Below are 18,558 nucleotides of genomic sequence, written 5' to 3' on the forward strand. Positions count from 1 at the left end.
AGGGCTCATTATTGCTCAGCAACGAAAACTGCCTCGCCTAGGCCAACTCTATCGATGGTTGAATCGCCATCGGTTAAGAGCATACTTGATCACTGTTCAATTGTCTTGATCGGTGTTCAATGAAGTAGCTATGCGGCGAAAAATTGATCGAACATCAAACCGAGAGACAGCAGCACCATGATGATCCCGGAAAGCAACGTCACAATGCGAGCTGCAAGAGGCCTTGATCGGAGCAAGGCGCGAGCGGCCAAGGCAACCGCGAAGTATACGGCAATGGATACGCCAAAGTGGGTCAATCCGAGGATGCCCGTTTGAACTGGCATCGGCATGGGCAGCGATGCATCCAGATATTGGGGGATGAGCGCGACGTACAACAACAGGGCTTTGGGGTTTGTTCCGCTGGTTAGTAGGCCCTTGAAAAACGAGGTGCGAGCCGGGATCGTTTGCTCGGCCATAGGGAGCAGGGCGACACCTGCGCTCGCAGCGCTCCGTGTTTCGGTTGTCGCGTCCAGCTCTCGGTGGGAGATCTCATCGGCGGATGGGCCTGCAGGTTCGCTGAAGAATGTCGCCTTCTTGCAGGACCGAAGCGTGGAAATTCCAAGCCAGAGCAAGTAGATGGATCCTGCCGCGGTCAGCCACATCAGCATAGTTGGCGAACTGGCCACGAGCGCGGCGATCCCGCATACCAGCAACGCTGTATGGACGAGATAGCCCGAAAGCAGTCCCCAGACGGCGGGCTGGTAGGTTTGCTTCCTCAAGGCAGAGGAAATGATGTACGCCCAATCAGCTCCTGGCGTGCACGCCAAGGTGACTGAGATCAGGAGAAAAGATGTGAGCTGGGCGAAATCCATTATCCAACCTTCTGTGGAACAAGTTGCGTTACCTCAAGCCTAGGAAAAATAACCCCAAATGTGTTTGTCTGTTTTTGGCTAAAAGTGGAGATGGGCGCAAAATAATTATGCACTTCTCGAAAACAGCGCAATATATTTGTGCTGTACGCTAAGTTCATGGATGACTTGGACCGTGCAATACTTGCTGAATTGCAACTTGACGGACGCATCAGCGCTACAGCTCTGGCAGCCAAAATTGGCTTGTCCGTGGCTCCGTGCCATCGGCGTATCCGCGAACTTGAGCGCTCGGGCGTGATTGCTGGATATCAAGCTGTGATCGCCCCTGAGCGAATCGGGCTCGGCTTTGAAGCCTTGGTTTTCGCTACGCTCAAGGACCGCGCCCAGCTCAAAGAGTTCGAGATGGCAGTCGAACGTGAAGAATTGATTGTCGATGCGCAGCGGCTATTTGGCGAACCCGACTTCCTGTTGCGGGTTTTTGCCGAGGATTTGAGCCACTACCAGCGTGTTTATGATGAAGTGCTGGTCGAACTGCCGGGCGTGGAGAAGCTCACCAGCACCATCGTCATGCGCAACATCAAAGAGCGAGCTGTACTACCGGTCTAGAGCGGGTGTGCTTATGGCCGTGGGCGACGGCTAACTCGCGGTGTTAGCAGCAGGGACACTACGAGGACTGCAGCGCAAATCCACAAGGCCCGGGGGAGCCCGACTTCATCAACGATAAAACCAATCAGCGGTGGGCCGCCGAGCATTGCTCCGTAGCCGAAAGCGCTGATGATACTCACTGCCTTGGGTCCCAGCCTCACCGAACGGGATGCTGCAATGCTCATTCCCACAGGGAACCCAAGTGAACTGCCCAGCCCCCACATCGCAGAGCCCAGCCCGATGGAAAACGGGGTTGAACCAATGATGAACAATGTGACACCCAGCAACCCTATCGAGCCCATGAGCAAGAGGGTGTACTTGTGCCCCATCATGTCAACCAGATGGCCCCCAAGGAAGCGTCCGACGGTCATGGCTCCCACGAAGAGGGTGAACATCAGCGCGCCCGTCTCGTGTTCCAGCCCATGACCGCTTACCGAGGCTACCGCGATCCAATCGTTGGCCGCGCCTTCGGTGAAGCTGAGGCCGGCCACCATCAGGCCAAGCAGCAGCAGTAGTCCAAGGTTGCGCAGTCCCTGCGGTCGCTCTTCCGCAGCGGCCTTGGCTCTCTCAGTGAAGTTTTCGTTGTCCCAGTCCGAAAGGCCAAGGTGGGCGATAAAGGCAAGGGCGATGATCAGTACTGAAACGAACGCAAAGTGCCAGATGCTGCGTACTTGCATAGCGATCGTAGCTGTAGCCAATCCTGCGCCTAACAGCGATCCCAAGCTGAAAAAGCCGTGCAGGGATGGCATGATGCTACGCCCGAATTGGCGTTCGATCCGGGCGCCGCTGACGTTCATCATGATGTCCAGGCATCCGAAAATGATTCCGTTGATGAAGAGCGCCAGATAGGCAAGCCAAGTGCTCTCCGCAAATGAAATCGCTACGCCAAGGACCGGCAGGCAAAGAGCAAGCCCGAGCGGCAGAATGCAAAGGAGGCGCTTGGTTGGGATGTATTTGCTAATCAGCGGAATCACCGACAAGCCGATCAAGGTACCCAAAGTCATGCAGAGGAGAAATGAACCGAGGCCGAGACCCGAGAATCCGAGGACATCATCAATGATCGACAGCCTCCCTGCCCAGGAAGCGAACGATAATCCCGCAAGCAGGAATATTAAATTTATACTGGTGCGTTCTGTGGGCAGGTGTCGCGCTCTAATGGCGACCGGTTGGGTCATCTGACAGTATTCCCTGTTTTCCCTTGGTTTCTATATTTCCTAGAGTTTATCGCAATCTCGTCAACCAAGTTACTAGTCAGTTAACCTTGGGTGACATTCAGCGGTGATGTGTCGGTCTTACTCAGGTCGCGCATAGGAAATGGGATCCGAAGAGCATTTCTCACCAGACGTGCCCGTGTCGAGGGCTCTGAATCTGAACCGAGGGCACCGGCGGCCGGACTCAGCCAATGGGGCATTGTTTGAAGGCTGCCGTTGCTGCCTTGAAAACAACGTCTTCATCCGAATGGGTAGGGGGATGTCCGCTGTATCCGCGCCAGGATTCAACCATTGCAAATCGGAGAAAAGCGCCATCTACGAGCAAGAGCAGGCAAGCAGCGGTTCTTGAAATATCGCTCCGGAGGGAATCCTGCACCCTAACTGGGAGGGCGCAGTTCCATGTCAGCATGGTTGCGTTTCGGGCGCCGGCTGCGGGCGCCTGGGCAGTTCGACTTGCCATTCAACGTGTACCAGCGGATTCTTTACCAGTTTTTGACGAGCCCAGGAGGCATGCGTAGTGCGTCGATTCAGATCAGTTGCCGTCGCCCGGATGCCCGATCGATTGATTACCGGCATGGCCGGCAGCCATGGAAGAGTTTCAGTCCTGGTCTGGTGTTCCGGTGGGGCGATCTCACGGTAGTAGGCATACGGCAGCAGCGAGGCTGCTTTTGCTCGGACCTGAATCGCGGGTGGCCATGGAGAGCATCGGATGGTCCCACGTGGCAGTGCTTTCGAAGCGGCAACAGATGCTGGGCGATATGCATGATGATGCGGCGACGAAGCTCACTGATCATTGATTGCCTGATCCGGAGCCGGAATTCAATATCATCTCGCCGGCAGGGAAGCGGAAGGGGCGCCTGAGCCGGGGAGCCTGAAACAAAAAATGTGGTGTTGTTGTGGTGTAAACGCTTGAAATCTCGCGAGAACCGGCATAAAAAAGAACCGCCATTCACTTATTTTACCAAGTGAACAGCGGTTTTTGTTTTCGTGCCCCCGGCGGGATTCGAACCCACGACCTAGAGATTAGAAGGCTCTTGCTCTATCCAGCTGAGCTACGGAGGCATAACCGAAAATAGTTTAGCTTATCGCTCGCCGAAAATTCGACTTGAAGTCGGTAGGGTGGAAGCATCCTTCAACATAGAACGCTGGCTAGGGGTACTTAGGTTGCTGAGATTGAAATATGGCAGTCGCCTGAGTGTCGTATGCTTCGTTGGACTGAGCCTAATACTCGCCTGGTGTGTGGCGACTCCCTTGTGGTTGGGCAAAGGGCTCAACGAACCGAGCTTCACCATGATCGCATCCCTCATGATGTTCACTCCTGCCGCAGCTGCTTTGGTTATATCTCTCCTCGAACGTCGCGGGTCCAAGTTCCTGCGTGACACAGGCATATGGCCGTTAAAGCGGTCGATACGATTTCTCGTGTCAGTCCTTCTTGCGTTGCTGATTCCCATTGCATTGGTTGTTCAAGCGCCCATCGTCGGTACGTGGCTGGGGGTCTTTCCTGGCGATCTCCAGAACTTCACACTCCTGAATTTCGTCGCCGGGACTAAAGGCCCAGTGCTCTATCTTGCAGATCAAGCCTTACTCATTGTCCTTGCAGGGCTGGCCAACGCACTCCTTGCGATAGGCGAAGAAGTCGGCTGGCGCGGTTGGCTTTGGCCGCGGCTGGTGCCGTCGGGAAAATTGGTGGCAATTGTTTTGTCGGGTGTTATTTGGGGTTTCTGGCACGCACCTCTGATCCTTCTTGGCTATAACTACCCAATGTCCCCTGGATGGGGAGTCATTGCAATGTGCGGAGTCTGCATAGTGCTCGGCGCATTCCTCGGCTGGATTCGTTCGTACAGCGAGTCGGTTTGGCCAGCCGCATTGGCGCACGGTGTGTTTAACGCCAGTGTAGGTTTGACCTCACTTTTTATGACCCTCGGCGCATCGATGGACTCAACGGAATCGTCAATCCTGGGATGGACTGGCTGGATTCTCCCAGGAGTAGTCATTGCAGTGATCCTACTGGGAGGCGCGATTCGATCACAGGTTCCAGAATCAATCTCCACAGTTCGTCAGAACCTCGAAAACTAGCTCTGAGTCTCGCTGCAATATGGGAACCAACGCCGAGAAGAGTCCTCGGCGTAGGGAATCTAAGGAGTAGGTACTCGTGAGTGATCAGGTGACTATCCGTGCAATTGTCGGCACGGATCCACAATTAAGCGTGACTTCAAAGGGTGTGTCCGTATTAAAATTTCGCGTTGCAACACATGAGCGAAAGAGGGACCAGGAGTCGGGTCAATGGGTCGATGGGCCCACGAATTGGTACTCCATCAGCGCATTTCGTGGATTGGCTGAAAACACCATGGAGTCACTGGTGCAAGGTGACCATGTCATGATTTTCGGAAAGCTCCAGATCCGTGAATTTGAACGCGCGGATGGAACGAAGGGCAATAGTGCGGATATTGAGGCCTATAGCATCGGTCATGATTTACGATTCGGCATAAGCTCCTTCACCCGGGTTCGCACTGACATGGCAGAGGTGGACCGTAAAGTTCACCAAGAGGGTTCAACGGAGTCCGATGCAAGTTGGCCAAAAGGCACCGATCAGGCGGCTTGATTTTGAGATGGTTGATGATGTTCGGCTCATTCATATGAAACCGGACACCGCCAACCAAAATAGTTAGCTGAGAATTCGGAATTGACCCCTGTCACCGACTAGCCTTAAGAGCATGGCGGAATTCATTTATACGATGACCAAGGCTCGTAAGGCCGTTGGTGACAAAGTCATCCTTGACAATGTCAGTATGTCGTTCTTCCCAGGCGCCAAAATTGGTGTTGTGGGACCGAACGGTGCTGGTAAGTCAACGATCTTAAAGATCATGGCGGGTCTCGATACCCCGTCCAACGGCGAGGCACGACTCTCGCCAGGATATTCGGTAGGCATCCTGATGCAGGAGCCACCGCTGAACGAAGAAAAGACCGTCTTGGGCAATGTCCAGGAAGGCGTTGGCGAGATCTACGAGAAGATCACGCGCTTTAACGAGATTTCAGAAGAGATGGCTCAAGAAGGAGCCGACTTCGACGCTCTGCTTGACGAGATGGGCAAGCTTCAGGAAGCTATTGACGCGGCTGACGCTTGGGACATCGACAATCAGCTTGAACAGGCGATGGACGCATTGCGCTGTCCACCAGGCGACGAAATGGTCACGCACCTATCCGGTGGTGAACGTCGACGCGTTGCCTTGTGCAAGCTGTTGCTGCAGAAACCAGATTTGCTGCTTCTTGACGAACCAACCAACCACTTGGACGCAGAATCTGTGCTCTGGTTGGAGCAGCACCTAGCTGCCTACCCAGGCGCAGTCCTTGCTGTTACCCACGACCGCTACTTCTTGGACCACGTCGCCGAATGGATCTGTGAAGTTGACCGCGGTCGCCTCCACCCATACGAAGGCAACTACTCCACCTACCTGGAGAAGAAGCGCGAACGCATGGAGGTTCAAGGCAAGAAGGACCAGAAGCTTGCCAAGCGACTGGCTGAAGAACTCGAATGGGTTCGTTCGAATGCCAAGGGCCGTCAGACCAAGTCGAAGGCTCGTCTGGCTCGTTACGAAGAGATGGCAGCGGAAGCAGAGCGCACCCGCAAGTTGGACTTCGAAGAAATCCAGATTCCGCCAGGTCCTCGTCTGGGCCAGGTCGTTATCGAAGCTGACAACCTGAAGAAGGGCTTCGGCGATCGCGTTCTGATTGACGGACTGTCCTTCTCGCTGCCACGAAACGGCATCGTTGGCGTAATTGGCCCGAACGGTGTCGGTAAGTCGACGCTCTTCAAGACCATTGTTGGCATGGAAGATCTGAATGGGGGTTCGCTGAAGATCGGCGAAACCGTCAAGATCTCATACGTTGACCAGAACCGCGAGAACATCGACCCCAACAAGTCGTTGTGGGAAGTAGTTTCCGACGGACTGGACTACATCAACGTTGGTCAGGTTGAAATGCCGTCGCGTGCTTATGTTTCAGCGTTCGGCTTCAAGGGACCAGATCAGCAAAAGAAGGCTGGCGTGCTTTCCGGTGGTGAGCGTAACCGCTTGAACCTGGCATTAACCCTGAAGCAGGGTGGCAACCTGTTGCTTCTCGATGAGCCAACTAATGACTTGGACGTTGAGACCCTGTCATCACTGGAAAATGCTTTGCTTGATTTCCCGGGTTGCGCTGTCGTGGTCTCCCACGATCGCTGGTTCCTGGATCGAGTTGCAACGCACATTTTGGCCTACGAGGGCACCGAGGAGAACCCTTCGAACTGGTACTGGTTCGAAGGCAACTTCGAGTCCTACGAAGCGAACAAGATTGAGCGCTTGGGCGCTGATGCTGCGAAGCCGCATCGCGTAACCCACCGCCGTCTAACCCGCGACTAGGACTAGATACAGCTATGGCCGCCACTTGTGGCGGCCATAGCTGTATCCGGGGTCAATTCTGATCTGAAAATTCAGTCCTGATGGATGGCAGCGAACAGCCCGGAGAGCTTTAGATACTCCCTGTTCTGGTGCAGCAGATGCTGCTGCTCTTCACCGCGAAGAATGTCGTGAACTTCTGCCGCTATCAATCGCGAGCCACCGACGCTCACCGAAGAATGAATTGTAGACCTGAAAGCAACGGGCGCATCTGCGAAGTACGGTTCACCGGTAGGCAGCAAATGGAAGTTCTGATCTGGCGTGAAACGGGGAGCGCCGGGCCGTGCAAAATTATTCGCCAGAGCTTCATGTTTTTCACCGAGCATGTGGATAAGGAAACTTGGTGCTGCCAGTACGGCGCCCGCGGCTCCCGATTCTTTTGCAAGAGAAAATGAGACGGCAACAGGATCTATCGACAAGGAAGCCAACGATGAAATCGTCAATCCGTACGGTATTTCGTCCACTGATGCGGTAATGAGTGCAACGCCAGCTGGATGATGACGGAATGCGGCACGGAATTCATCTGACAATTGGCTCATCAAGTAGCTCCTTTAAGCTGAGGTGAAATGCGTTGCTCAGCGGGCGACGCGGAAGATTTTGATCTCCCGCCAACGATACTGAATACCTCAAGGCTAAGACCTCAAGTAACCTTGAGGTCAAGGAGAGGATGGGTGATGATTCACACGTCAAGTCAAGACGAAGGCCCAAAAGATGTTCCGGCCGAGGAACTTTTGTCCATTGGCCAAGTTAGTGAACGCACCGGTGTGGCCCGCTCTGCGCTTCATTACTATGAAGAGGTCGGACTAATTGCTTCATTGCGTACGGCAGGAAACCAGCGACGTTATCCTCGGCACCTGCTTCGCCGAATTTCACTGATTACTGTTGGCAAGCAATTGGGCATTGCTCTCAGCGACATTAAGAGTGCACTAGCTCCCGTGCCGATGGATCGATTGCCCTCCGAAGAGGACTGGATTCGGGCTACCGCGCAGTGGAAGCTTGTCCTTGAAGCGCGCAGGCGAGCGATCGAAGAACTAGAAAATCGCCTCATGGGCTGCATTGGTTGTGGCTGCTTATCCATGCAGGCATGCAGCCTCTTGAACCCGGCAGATCAACTTTCCCGTCTAGGATCTGGAGCCCGAAGACTTGATACCGAAGACTGAGAAGAATAGGCGTCTTGAACTGGTGAGCCGCGAGTCGAATCGCAGATAATCATCTTGTCGCTTCCTACCTTGACTAGTAATTAGACTGGGATCATGAGAATTGATCAGATGTTCCGTTTTCCCATCAAGGGCCTGCCGGGAGAACCGATTGCTTCTGCGCCAGTTGAGGTTGGCAGCGGAATACTGGGCGATCGAAGCGTGGCCTTCTCAAATGGCACCGTGGAGGTCGCGGACGGAGAATGGAACAGCTGCCTTAGCTTCACTATTCTCAAAAACAACAAGAGCCTGCAAAAGTGGTCGGTGAAGTCTGAGCCGCCTTTCATTACTGTATCGGCGCCTCGGGAAGTCGATGGCGATGCTCTGACTTTCGATTCGTCGCACGTGGACGGACGTCGTGGGCTACGGGAGTATTTATCCGTGCATCTTCCCACGCAAGGACCTTATCGGCGAGATGTCATTTCTACGCCCAATGGGATGTTCGACTCGCAGCTATCGGGGATTTCAATTATTAATCCAAATACCGTGAGACAGCTGTCCAAAGCTGGAGGACTTGACCTAGACCCTCGCAGATATCGTGGCAATATTCTCGTCGAAGGCCTTCCCGCATTTGCTGAATTCGGACTGATCGGGAAAGTGCTGCGAATCGGTGACGCCAGGATTGCGATCACCAAGTCCATCGAACGGTGCTCGGCTACCTCTGTTAATCCAGAGACAACGGAAGTCGATACAAACGGACCCCGATTACTTGCCACTCATTTTGGCCATCTCCACTGCGGAATCTATGGGACCGTCCTCACCTCCGGCCCTTTGGACGTTGGCTCGGAGATAGAAGTTGAAGAGATGCGCGAGGAAGAATCCCATCTTGTGCCCGCTAAACGTTCGCCGAGATTTGCCACCGTGCTGAGTACCACCGCGCACAGCCCAGAAATTGTCGGGCTCACCCTGAGCGACCCGTTTGGCTGGTTCAGCGAACATGATGAAGCAGGCAAATATCTTCGGGTTCACCTCCCAGACCCATTGTGGCGCAACTATACAATCACCTCGGCAAACGACGGTACTGTCACCATCGCGATAAAGGTGCAAGGTGATGTCTCTCGGCGTCTGGCAAAACTGCAGGCCGGCGACGAACTATTGGTTTCCGGTCCTTATGGCACAATGACTGCACCGAATGTGCTGCGCCGCCGAACCGCCTTCGTGACTGCCGGGATCGGAATCACCCCGGCTATTGGTTTGCTGCGGGACCCCAAGGCAGCTTCCCGCGTTGAGGAGCTTCGATTGCTGCATGTCGAACGCGGTCGGCCGAGCCGATTGTCCGTGCAAGTGCGGGAGCTTTCGAGCCTCGTGGATGCCAATGCTGAATATCAACGATTCGACAGTTCAGAGAGGCGTCCTACTCGTGAAGAGATCACGGGCGTTGTCGACGGTTGCGACAGCATCGTGATTTGTGGACCTGAGGGATTTACTCGAGAGGTCCATGAACTTTGTCTGGAACAGGGGATTCTGCCAGAGAAAATCCATGGGGAGACCTTCGTTTCGCCACAAACTGATCTAGCAAAACTCTTCCAGGGGCTACCCGCGGCGAGTGTCCGCTGCCAGAGCTCAGGGACAGAACTTATTTGGAAGCCCGAAGACGGTGTCCTGTTGGATTCGCTGGAAGCAGAAGGACTGGACGCACCCAGCTTGTGCAGGGCAGGGTCATGCGGGCAATGCGCGGTGAAACTGCTCAAGGGCAGTGTGACGTATCCGATGGAACCGAGCGCCGCAGTTCCCACTGGGCAGATACTTACGTGTGTTTCTGTCCCCGCGGAAAATGTCGAGCTCGATCTCTGATTTGGATATTGGCCGGAATCGAAAAAAGGCTGTTCTTATTTTTTTCCGAATTCTGGCAATCTGATCATTCCTTCTTGGGCCACAGTTGCTACGAGCTGCCCGTCGCGATTAAAGAACTGTCCAGTTCCGAGACCACGCGCTGATGAGGCGGAAGGCGAATGAAGAACGTACAGAAGCCACTCATCGACTCTAAAGTCTTGGTGCCACCACATCGCGTGATCGAGACTGGCAATACTCAGCCCCTGGTGCACCCAGGCCAAGCCATGCGCGCGCAACACTGGTTCCAAAAGGACGTAATCGCTGGCGTATGCCAACGCAGCACGGTGCAGAGCCAAGTCATCGGGCATGGCGGAAGTCGTGCGCAGCCATACGGCGCTCTCGGCAACCTTGTTTTTGTCGCCTTCTAAATAAATCGGCTCGGTGACGTGGCGTACGTCGAAGGGGCGCTCAAAGGCCCACTCTTTTGCCACGGGATGGTTCAGGTGCCCTACGAGCTCCGCAGTTGTTGGCAGCGATTCAGGATCAGGCGCTTGGAACGGCATGGGATCGTGATGTTCCAAGCCCTCGGCTGGCTCCTGGAAGGAAGCGATCATCGAAAGAATCGGCTCACCATTCTGGTAGGCATGAACACGCCGGGCCGAGAAAGACCGGCCGTCTCTAAGCCGCTGCACGCCGAATGTAATGTTTTGGTTAGGGTCCCCGGGCCTCAAGAAATATCCGTGTATTGAGTGCACTGAACGAGTGGTATCTACAGTTCGGGTCGCCGCCATGATCGATTGGGCCAGCACCTGGCCGCCGAAAACCCGATTGCGGTTTTGCCTTGGTGTCTGGCCGACAAATATGTCTTCATCAGTTCGCGCCTGATGGTTGCCGTCCAGATCCAGAAGGTCTAGCAATATCTGAGTGGTACCTAGGTCTCCGGTCACGTTCTAAACTCCTTGCAGTGCGGTGGGACAGAACCAAAACCAATATTACTTTAAAGTAATATTGACATCTGGTTTTCCCTGCTCGTAGGTAATCTATACGATTTTTCGGGTGTGCTTCACGCCATCAGCTAATTCAACGACTCCGAAGTGATTGAGCGTGAGAATATTAATCCATGGCAAGCGATGTATTGATTTTTGACGACGTTAACTCTGTAGGCGACCTCGCGAACTTTGTGAGTCGGGCAAAAACTATTGAGGATGATGCTGCACTATTTGTTGCCAGAGGCACTGCCTTAGCCGTCTACGTCCCTGTTTTGGTCCCGGCCGAGCTGGGCCAAGGCCAGTACACAATTTTAGGCATGCGAGTGCATCGACTTGCTCAGCCGGCCGAGATCAATGCCAGTTATTCTCTGTCGTCGATTCAGGATCGATTAGCTCGAATGGGGGATTCTTCCGTCGAGTTCACTTTGCCTCCCGTAGAGGCCACGGCCCGATGGGCTGGAATTTCTGTTCCGCTTTCAGGCTGGGAAGATTCAGGCACGATCCCCGATCACGCACTGTCAACAGCTGCACAGACGGGAATTGATGCCGTGGCTCAAGCGTTGCCAGAAAACCCTGGCAAGCCGGTCTTATCCCAGATCCGTCAACGAATTTGGTCCTCCGAAATCGCTGGCCAGGAACCGCCGCTTCCTATGGGCGCAGCGTTCGCGATGCATGCATTGGGGTTCCTATCGCCAAACGGCGACAGCAGAGTGCTGCGACAGGGGACGTGGCGCAGGATTAGCAACGGTCGTGGACATGCAGTCCTTCGGCAATCCTCGCTGCTCGGTTAGATGAGTATTAAAACAATGTGCTGGAACCAAATTTGGTTCCAGCACATCTGATTTTTCTCCAGATTAATCGGGAGTGTTTAGCATCGAGTGAGCTGCTCGCTCGAAGTAATCCCTGAGCGTCTCGGCTTGGAGCGGTGGCAACTCGAGCTGGTCAATTGCGTTGTTCATATGGCCTAGCCACACATCGCGGTAATGCGAGTTCACAGTGAAATTACCGTGGCGCATACGCAATCTAGGATGACCGCGGTGTTCGGAATATGTGGTTGGCCCGCCCCAATATTGTTCAAGGAACAACTGCAACCGTACTTGCGCCGGATGCAGATCCTTCTCGGGGTACATTGCGCGGAAATCCTGATCTTCGGCAACCGAAGCATAAAAATTCTTGGTTAGCTGAGCAAAGATTTCGCGGCCGCCTACCTCGTGGTAGAAGGTCCCGGGGAATTGGGAAGCATCGACAGATTCTTCCGCCAGGTCCAGGAATTCTTGGCTGGAAGGACCCAGAACGAGGGGTTTGCTGAACGGATCCTGCTTGACGCTATGCGGGATCTGGGGGTGTTCACTCATTATTGATTCCTCGGGAAAGGTTTGGAAGGACAGGTTCATGAAGGACCGGGAAGTTCACGGATCTGGCGATAAAGCAGACTTTGTTCGCTTGCTCATGCAGCGAGTCGGCAAGTTCTCGTTGTGCTTCGTCGGCAAGGACAACCGCCGGACGCAGGACAGCTTGGACGAATTCGCCGCTATGATCACGGTTGAGCTGGAGCAGGCCATGAGCGGAGTCGCTGTAGCCGGTAACGACGACACCGTGTGTCACGGCGACGTGCAGATACGACAACATGTGGCATTGACTCAACGCCGCGAGCAGTAGCTGCTCCGGATTCCACCGGTCCTTGTCTCCATGAAAAGTCGGGTCAGCAGTTCCTGGAAGGTCTGGCAAGCCTACTGAACGCACCACGTGGTCTCTACCGTAGCCACGGTAGCTCTCGGTGCCGGTACCGCGATTTCCAGTCCATTCCAGACTGATGTGATATTCATGCCGCGACAGATCCATACGTTCATTCTTACATCTTTAAACCATGAGGGTGCACTCAAGGACCTGGTGGGCTCTGAGTGCACCCTGAGGTGAGATGTATCTGCTACCGCTGGGTTTTAGGCATCCGCTAGGCGCGCAGCCAGGGCTCGTCGAACATCAGCGGCAGACTCGGTCAACAAGCGACGTAGTGCCGGGTGCTTGTCACCGAGGGATTCGAGGAATGCCTCGGTCTGGTCCAAAGTCTGCTGGGAGACCTGGGAATTCGGGTAGAAGCCAAGCACGATTTGCTTGGCCATTTCGTGGGAGAAGGTTTCCCACGCATTGATCAACAGGCCGAAGTACTTTTCGGTGTAGCCGGCGATCAACGACTTGTCGTGCACGTTGTTGAACCCTGCAATGATGGCGCTCTGCTGGTCATTGGACAGCGTCGCTGCCGTGGCGGCTTCAAAGGCTTCGTCCTTGGCCTGCGCAGTAGGACGCGAAGCGCGGGCGGTGTACCAGGATGCCTTGCCTTTGGCGGTGTCGTCAGTTTCCAGGAGGGCATCAATTTGTTCATCGGACAGTCGGCCGCCGGCGCTCAAAGCGATCGCCAGGGACCAGCGAAGATCGGTATCGATCACTAGTCCATCTAGGGAGGTCGACCCGTCGAACAGGCCTTGGGCGAGGTCCAGCTGTTCGGCAGTTCGCGAGCGATGTGCGAAGGCTTTGGCCAGCTGCAGCTGCGCGTCCGAACCGGCCTTCGCGTCCGAGGCAAGCTGCCACAACTGGTCTGCGGCTCGAATCGACAATTCTGTGCTGTGCTCGGCTGCAACGTAGCTATCCAGCGAAGTATTCAGCTGGCGCAGCAGAACCATGATGACCGTCGAGTCGGCTTCGTGGCCAATGTTGTTCAAGAGCAGCTGAACGTAGATGCTTGCTGGTGATTCCGCATCGCGCACCGAATCCCAAGCAGCCGACCAGACCAAGGTGCGAGGCAGGGATTCATTGAAATCCTTCAAATGCTCGGTGGCAGTAGCCAAAGATCCTTCATCCAAGCGGATTTTCGCATAGGTCAGATCATCATCATTGAGCAGCACCAGGTCAGGTCGCGGCCGGCCAGCCAAGGCAGATACTTCGGTGGCCTCGCCGGAGATGTCGAGTTCCTCGCGGTGCACGCGCTGCAAGGTTCCTGCCTCATCGAGGCTGTAGAAGCCGACGGCGAGGCGATGCTGTCGTAGCGTTGGGTACTCGGCAATGGCCGACTGGCGAATGGTGAAGGAAGTGATTACACCCGCGGCGTCTGTTTGAATATCGGCGGTGAGGGTGTTCACTCCGGCCGTTTCAAGCCACTGCGCACCCCAACCGCTCAGATCTCGTCCGCTGGAGGCCTCCAATTCGCTGAGCAAGTCTGGCAGTTCAGTATTAGACCAGGCATGCTTGGCGAAGTATTCACGGACTCCGGCCATGAACTCTTCCTGGCCGACAAAGGCTACGAGCTGGCGAAGAACGCTGGCCCCCTTGGCGTAGGTAATGCCATCGAAGTTGACCTCAACGTCTTCGAGGTCATTGATCTCGGCCACGATTGGGTGGGTTGAAGGCAATTGGTCCTGGCGGTAGGCCCAGTTTTTCTCCAGCGTATTGAAGGTGGTCCAGGCGCTGGTGAATTCGGTGTTCTGGGCAGCAGCAAGAGTGGACATGAATTCAGCGAATGATTCGTTGAGCCATAGATCGTTCCACCACTTCATGGTGACCAGATCGCCAAACCACATGTGTGCAAGCTCGTGAAGGACGGTGATGGCGCGGCGTTCCACCATGGCACCGGTAGGGCGGGAACGGAACACATACTCTTCCAGGAAAGTGACTGCACCAGCATTTTCCATGGCGCCGGCATTAAATTCCGGAACGAACAGCTGGTCATACTTTTCGAACGGGTATGGTGCGCCGAAGTTCTTTTCGTAGAATTCGAAGCCTTGACGAGTGATCGTCACGATATTTTCAACGTCCAGGTATTCCATCATGGAGGCGCGAGCGAAGACGCCAAGCTCGATGGTGCGACCGCTGGAGGAAACGAGCGAATCACGGGCAACCTGATACGGTCCGGCGATCAGCGCGGTGATGTAGCAAGAGATGCGCTGGGTGGGTGCAAAGGACCAGGTCGCTGCTTCGCCCTGCTCAACGGGCTGCGGAGTTGGCGCATTGGAAATGACGTTCCAGTACTTAGGAGCGGTGATCGTGAACTGGAAGGTGGCCTTAAGATCTGGCTGTTCGAACACAGCGAACATGCGACGGCAGTCCGCCACCTCGAATTGGGTATAGAGGTAAACCTCGTGATCCACCGGGTCAACGAAGCGGTGAAGCCCTTCGCCAGTGTTCATGTACAGCGCGTCAGCGTCAATGACCAGGACATTGTCCGCGGCGAGGTTTGAAAGCTGAATGCGGATGCCATCCGAGGCTTCTGCCGGATCCAGATCAATTCCATTGAGATTAATGGAACGTACTGAATCCGTGACGGCATCAATGAACGTGGAAGCACCCTCGACAGCAGTGAAGCGCACGGTCGTCTTAGAAGTGAAGACGCGGTCGCCGCGGGTAAGGTCCAGGCTCACCTCATAGCTGTCGACGTTGAGCAGTTCTGCGCGAGTAGAAGCCTCGGCGCGAGTGAGGTTTAAACCTGGCATGGGTTCTCCAGTTCTTCATGAGGTGTGCATCCGCGGCAGTTGTGAAACGGATATTGAATATTTCTATATTGTGTCATTGTCGACGGGGTATAAAGCAAGTCATCTCGGTGATCAATTTACTCAATTTTCAAATATGCGCCGAAAACATGGCGCTTTGGGTCATGAGCCCGCAGGTGGCCTCGTAAAAATGCTGACCATGTACTTCAACATGGCAATGGGTCCGCCTGAAATCGCTAAGCTAGATGAGAAAGTATTTGACCCCTCCCAGATAAACGAGGCTTTAGATTATGCGCGTGCATATCGCTACAGACCATGCCGGACTTGAACTGAGTGACCACTTGGTGAAACACCTGACTGCCAAGGGCTACGAAATGATTAACCATGGTCCCAAAGCCTATGATCCCGAGGATGACTACCCAGCCTTCTGCATCAACGCGGCTAAGGCAGTAGTGGAAGATCAGCGCGCTGGTCTGGACTCATTGGGAATTGTTCTTGGCGGCTCGGGCAACGGCGAACAAATTGCCGCTAACAAGGTGGAAGGCATTCGCGCCGCGCTTGCCTGGAACCTAGACACGGCAAAGCTCGCCCGTGAGCACAACAATGCCAACGTCATTGCTGTCGGCGGACGCCAGCATTCCGTTGAAGAAGCAGCGGAGCTCATCGAAGCCTTCTTGACTGAACCGTTCAGTGACGCAGAGCGTCACGTGCGCCGCATCGGCAAGATCGCTACCTACGAAACCACTGGCGAGGTCATCGACTAGTCGTGCCAGAAGGACATTCCCTTCACCGTCTTGCCCGCCAATTCGACGACGTCTTTGGCGGGCAAGTGGTTCAGGTTTCATCGCCGCAGGGTCGTTTCAGTGAGGACGCTGCCCGTATTGACGGGCAGGAACTTGAATTGGCCTTCGCAAAGGGCAAGCAGCTCTTTTGTCGTTTTTCTAACGACCTCTACTTGCGCGTACATCTAGGGCTGTACGGCGCGTTCAGCTTTGGGGGAGACGGGCATTTTGCCGGCGCATCTTCAATTGGCGCCCCACGGAAAATTGGCGAGAGAGAAGTTGAAGCTGGCGGGAAGCCTGAAGAATATGCAGGCCCGCCCGCTCCTATTGGCGTCGTTCGCGCACGCATAGTCTCAGAACACGGCTGGGCGGATTTACGCGGTCCTACGGCTTGCGAAGTGCTTGATTACGCGCAGGTGCAAGTCCAGCTAAGCAAACTCGGGCCTGACCCGCTAGCTGGAGCCGCGGCCGATTTCCAAGCGGCCAAGTCACATTCTGATCCGAAGCAGGCGCACGCGGTGCTGGAGGAGGGGTGCAAGGAGTTTCGAGATAATCTGTCTCGCACAAAAACTGCCATCGGGATCGCTTTGATGAATCAAAATCTGATCAGTGGTGTTGGAAACATCTACCGGGCCGAGGTGCTTTTCCGCAATCGAATCGCGCCAGAGCTTCCTGCAAATCAACTAACCTCGCAGAAGGTCAAAAAACTCTGGCTGGATATCGTCACTGTCATGGAAGATGGTGTTCGTGACGGAAAGATCATCACTACTTTGCCCGAGGATCGCGAAGACGGATTGCCCCTTTGGCCTGAAAATGCCTACTACGTATATCAGCGCCAGGGTATGGGCTGTCGCCGTTGTACTGGAAAAATTTCTCTAGCCGAGGTCGCCTCAAGAAAACTCTATTGGTGCCCGCGGTGTCAAAAGATGCCGCGATCGAAAAGAGCGGAATGGCATTCGGGGCCATAAATGAGATCAGAGGAATACTTTTAGTCTGATCCTCCGGCGTGTAGGGCTTTGAGTTGCGCAATCTAAATGCTATTCAAGAGGTTCCAAGTGAGACAGGGAATGGCCGATTTGCAAAGCGCATCTTTTATGGTCTAGACTCAATCTTGTTCGAAGCGCAGGAGCTTCGAAACGGGGATGTAGCTTAATGGTAAAGCCTCAGTCTTCCAAACTGATTACGCGGGTTCGATTCCCGTCATCCCCTCCAGAGAAAAGGCTCCGCATAGCGGGGCCTTTTCGCGTATCCGGAGCCCTAAATGCCTGGGACGGGGCAGCTTGTCCTTCGATGTGGATTCTTCTCTAATATTTGTCGTTGCTCCTGAACTGGCATGCGGACCTCGTTCCGCCGGGGCTATCTTTTTGGCCCCCGGGGGAGCAAGGCTTTTGTTCAGTGCGAGGGGCATGGGGGTGCCAGCGATGGAATGTTGCTGTTACTCAACTCACTTATCTCTTCAAACAGTCCCAGATCAACCGTGTGATTGCCGGAATATCAGGGAATTGGGCGCGTTGGGCGTGGCGACATGACGGAGATTCGATTTTGCTTTTGGTTCGAACCCGTGTAACTTAGTTTCTTGTGATCAGCACGGGAAACAATTGATTCCCGAGAAGGTCATGGGACGGAAAGTCCAGATGAGGTTCGGTTTTCTGAACTGAATCGGGGTGTAGCTCAGCTTGGCTAGAGCGCGCGCTTTGGGAGCGTGAGGTCGCAGGTTCGAATCCTGTCACCCCGACTTTATGGATGAAGAAAATTTCAACCATAATTTAAATCCAAGAAATTGGGTTTGATGAAACTGATTGTTAGAAATAACTTCTCAGATTCGCCAATAAACGGTTAGGCGTCATCCGCTGTGAGAACACGGAGCGGCCGGCTAATCGGGGTGTAGCTCAGCTTGGCTAGAGCGCGCGCTTTGGGAGCGTGAGGTCGCAGGTTCGAATCCTGTCACCCCGACTTTATGAGAAGAAATCCTTGGATTTCTGAACATGAAAATTGAGAGCTAAATATTATTTAGATCTTGTGATCACTAAAAACTGTCAAAGGTAACTAGTAAGCATCACAAACGATTAGTGGATACAGGATGACTCGGGTTAGACTGTTCACTGCTAATCGGGGTGTAGCTCAGCTTGGCTAGAGCGCGCGCTTTGGGAGCGTGAGGTCGCAGGTTCGAATCCTGTCACCCCGACTCTGTCGAACAACCCCG

Annotated in this window: 17 protein-coding genes and 5 tRNA genes; 14 read left to right on the forward strand and 8 right to left on the reverse strand. The window is 54.4% G+C overall.

Going from position 1 to position 18,558, the window contains the following annotated elements; genetic code table 11:
- Positions 1 to 128 precede the first annotated feature (128 nt).
- Positions 129 to 851: a LysE family translocator gene (locus tag ACT7DV_RS14330; protein WP_146275284.1), complete on the reverse strand. Its 723-nt coding sequence runs from the start codon at positions 849 to 851 to the stop codon at positions 129 to 131.
- 156 nt (positions 852 to 1,007) lie between these two features.
- On the opposite strand from ACT7DV_RS14330, the gene ACT7DV_RS14335 reads away from it, so the two are divergent.
- On the forward strand, positions 1,008 to 1,454 hold the full coding sequence (locus tag ACT7DV_RS14335) for an Lrp/AsnC family transcriptional regulator (protein WP_060703400.1): 447 nt from the start codon (positions 1,008 to 1,010) through the stop codon (positions 1,452 to 1,454).
- 11 nt (positions 1,455 to 1,465) lie between these two features.
- Here the strand turns inward: ACT7DV_RS14335 and ACT7DV_RS14340 are convergent, their stop codons facing one another.
- Together ACT7DV_RS14340 and ACT7DV_RS14345 are read right to left on the reverse strand one after the other, a co-directional pair.
- On the reverse strand, positions 1,466 to 2,497 hold the full coding sequence (locus ACT7DV_RS14340) for an MFS transporter (protein WP_444663551.1): 1,032 nt from the start codon (positions 2,495 to 2,497) through the stop codon (positions 1,466 to 1,468).
- Positions 2,498 to 3,692: 1,195 nt separating this feature from the next.
- A tRNA-Arg gene (locus ACT7DV_RS14345) sits at positions 3,693 to 3,766 on the reverse strand.
- Positions 3,767 to 3,943: 177 nt separating this feature from the next.
- Here ACT7DV_RS14345 and ACT7DV_RS14350 point away from each other — a divergent pair.
- The 3 genes from ACT7DV_RS14350 to ettA all read left to right on the forward strand — a co-directional run bounded on the left by ACT7DV_RS14350 (position 3,944) and on the right by ettA (position 7,101).
- Positions 3,944 to 4,780 carry a lysostaphin resistance A-like protein gene (locus tag ACT7DV_RS14350; protein ID WP_444663553.1) on the forward strand — a complete coding sequence of 279 codons (837 nt, stop codon included), beginning with the start codon at positions 3,944 to 3,946 and terminating at the stop codon, positions 4,778 to 4,780.
- Between the two features lie 76 nt (positions 4,781 to 4,856).
- Positions 4,857 to 5,306, forward strand: coding sequence for a single-stranded DNA-binding protein (locus ACT7DV_RS14355; RefSeq protein ID WP_444663555.1), 450 nt, complete (start codon positions 4,857 to 4,859; stop codon positions 5,304 to 5,306).
- A gap of 112 nt (positions 5,307 to 5,418) precedes the next feature.
- Entirely contained in the window at positions 5,419 to 7,101 is a 1,683-nt protein-coding gene (gene ettA / locus ACT7DV_RS14360; protein WP_060701813.1) for an energy-dependent translational throttle protein EttA, read from the forward strand.
- 71 nt (positions 7,102 to 7,172) lie between these two features.
- Here the strand turns inward: ettA and ACT7DV_RS14365 are convergent, their stop codons facing one another.
- A complete protein-coding gene (locus tag ACT7DV_RS14365) occupies positions 7,173 to 7,676 on the reverse strand; it encodes a flavin reductase family protein (protein ID WP_444663557.1) in 504 nt (167 codons plus the stop codon).
- Positions 7,677 to 7,811: 135 nt separating this feature from the next.
- On the opposite strand from ACT7DV_RS14365, the gene soxR reads away from it, so the two are divergent.
- Together soxR and ACT7DV_RS14375 are read left to right on the forward strand one after the other, a co-directional pair.
- The gene (gene soxR, locus ACT7DV_RS14370; protein WP_444663559.1) at positions 7,812 to 8,297 is read left to right on the forward strand and encodes a redox-sensitive transcriptional activator SoxR; all 486 of its coding nucleotides are present in this window, start codon (positions 7,812 to 7,814) and stop codon (positions 8,295 to 8,297) included.
- Between the two features lie 93 nt (positions 8,298 to 8,390).
- Positions 8,391 to 10,127 (forward strand): MOSC domain-containing protein, encoded by a 1,737-nt coding sequence (locus tag ACT7DV_RS14375; RefSeq protein ID WP_444663561.1) that lies wholly within the window; start codon positions 8,391 to 8,393, stop codon positions 10,125 to 10,127.
- A 35-nt stretch (positions 10,128 to 10,162) separates the two neighbouring features.
- Here the strand turns inward: ACT7DV_RS14375 and ACT7DV_RS14380 are convergent, their stop codons facing one another.
- Positions 10,163 to 11,053 carry an acyl-CoA thioesterase gene (locus ACT7DV_RS14380; protein ID WP_444663563.1) on the reverse strand — a complete coding sequence of 297 codons (891 nt, stop codon included), beginning with the start codon at positions 11,051 to 11,053 and terminating at the stop codon, positions 10,163 to 10,165.
- 173 nt (positions 11,054 to 11,226) lie between these two features.
- Here ACT7DV_RS14380 and ACT7DV_RS14385 point away from each other — a divergent pair, with 173 nt between their 5' ends.
- Entirely contained in the window at positions 11,227 to 11,886 is a 660-nt protein-coding gene (locus tag ACT7DV_RS14385) for a hypothetical protein (protein ID WP_444663565.1), read from the forward strand.
- Between the two features lie 63 nt (positions 11,887 to 11,949).
- Here ACT7DV_RS14385 and ACT7DV_RS14390 read toward each other — a convergent pair whose 3' ends face one another.
- From ACT7DV_RS14390 to pepN, 3 genes are all read right to left on the reverse strand, one after another.
- Positions 11,950 to 12,450 carry a globin gene (locus ACT7DV_RS14390; protein WP_444663567.1) on the reverse strand — a complete coding sequence of 167 codons (501 nt, stop codon included), beginning with the start codon at positions 12,448 to 12,450 and terminating at the stop codon, positions 11,950 to 11,952.
- Positions 12,443 to 12,937: an OsmC family protein gene (locus tag ACT7DV_RS14395; protein ID WP_444663569.1), complete on the reverse strand. Its 495-nt coding sequence runs from the start codon at positions 12,935 to 12,937 to the stop codon at positions 12,443 to 12,445. Before ACT7DV_RS14395 ends, ACT7DV_RS14390 begins: the two co-directional genes overlap by 8 nt.
- A 98-nt stretch (positions 12,938 to 13,035) precedes the next feature.
- Complete coding sequence (gene pepN, locus ACT7DV_RS14400; RefSeq protein WP_444663570.1) at positions 13,036 to 15,576, reverse strand: aminopeptidase N; 2,541 nt, start codon at positions 15,574 to 15,576, stop codon at positions 13,036 to 13,038.
- On the opposite strand from pepN, the gene ACT7DV_RS14405 reads away from it, so the two are divergent.
- The 7 genes from ACT7DV_RS14405 (at position 15,575) to ACT7DV_RS14435 (ending at position 18,540) form a co-directional block, all read left to right on the forward strand.
- Positions 15,575 to 15,901: a hypothetical protein gene (locus tag ACT7DV_RS14405; RefSeq protein WP_444663572.1), complete on the forward strand. Its 327-nt coding sequence runs from the start codon at positions 15,575 to 15,577 to the stop codon at positions 15,899 to 15,901. The genes pepN and ACT7DV_RS14405 overlap by 2 nt on opposite strands.
- On the forward strand, positions 15,864 to 16,337 hold the full coding sequence (locus tag ACT7DV_RS14410; RefSeq protein WP_060701806.1) for a ribose-5-phosphate isomerase: 474 nt from the start codon (positions 15,864 to 15,866) through the stop codon (positions 16,335 to 16,337). The genes ACT7DV_RS14405 and ACT7DV_RS14410 overlap by 38 nt, the downstream gene beginning before the upstream one ends.
- Positions 16,338 to 16,339: 2 nt before the next feature.
- Positions 16,340 to 17,323, forward strand: coding sequence for an Fpg/Nei family DNA glycosylase (locus ACT7DV_RS14415; protein WP_444663574.1), 984 nt, complete (start codon positions 16,340 to 16,342; stop codon positions 17,321 to 17,323).
- 170 nt (positions 17,324 to 17,493) lie between these two features.
- Positions 17,494 to 17,567, forward strand: a tRNA-Gly gene (locus tag ACT7DV_RS14420).
- A 448-nt stretch (positions 17,568 to 18,015) separates the two neighbouring features.
- Positions 18,016 to 18,090 (forward strand) — tRNA-Pro (locus tag ACT7DV_RS14425).
- 143 nt (positions 18,091 to 18,233) lie between these two features.
- Positions 18,234 to 18,308: transfer RNA gene (locus ACT7DV_RS14430), tRNA-Pro, on the forward strand.
- 157 nt (positions 18,309 to 18,465) lie between these two features.
- Positions 18,466 to 18,540 (forward strand) — tRNA-Pro (locus tag ACT7DV_RS14435).
- The last annotated feature ends 18 nt before the right edge of the window (positions 18,541 to 18,558 follow it).

The organism is Glutamicibacter sp. TV12E (assembly GCF_052441935.1).
Lineage (GTDB): Bacteria > Actinomycetota > Actinomycetes > Actinomycetales > Micrococcaceae > Glutamicibacter.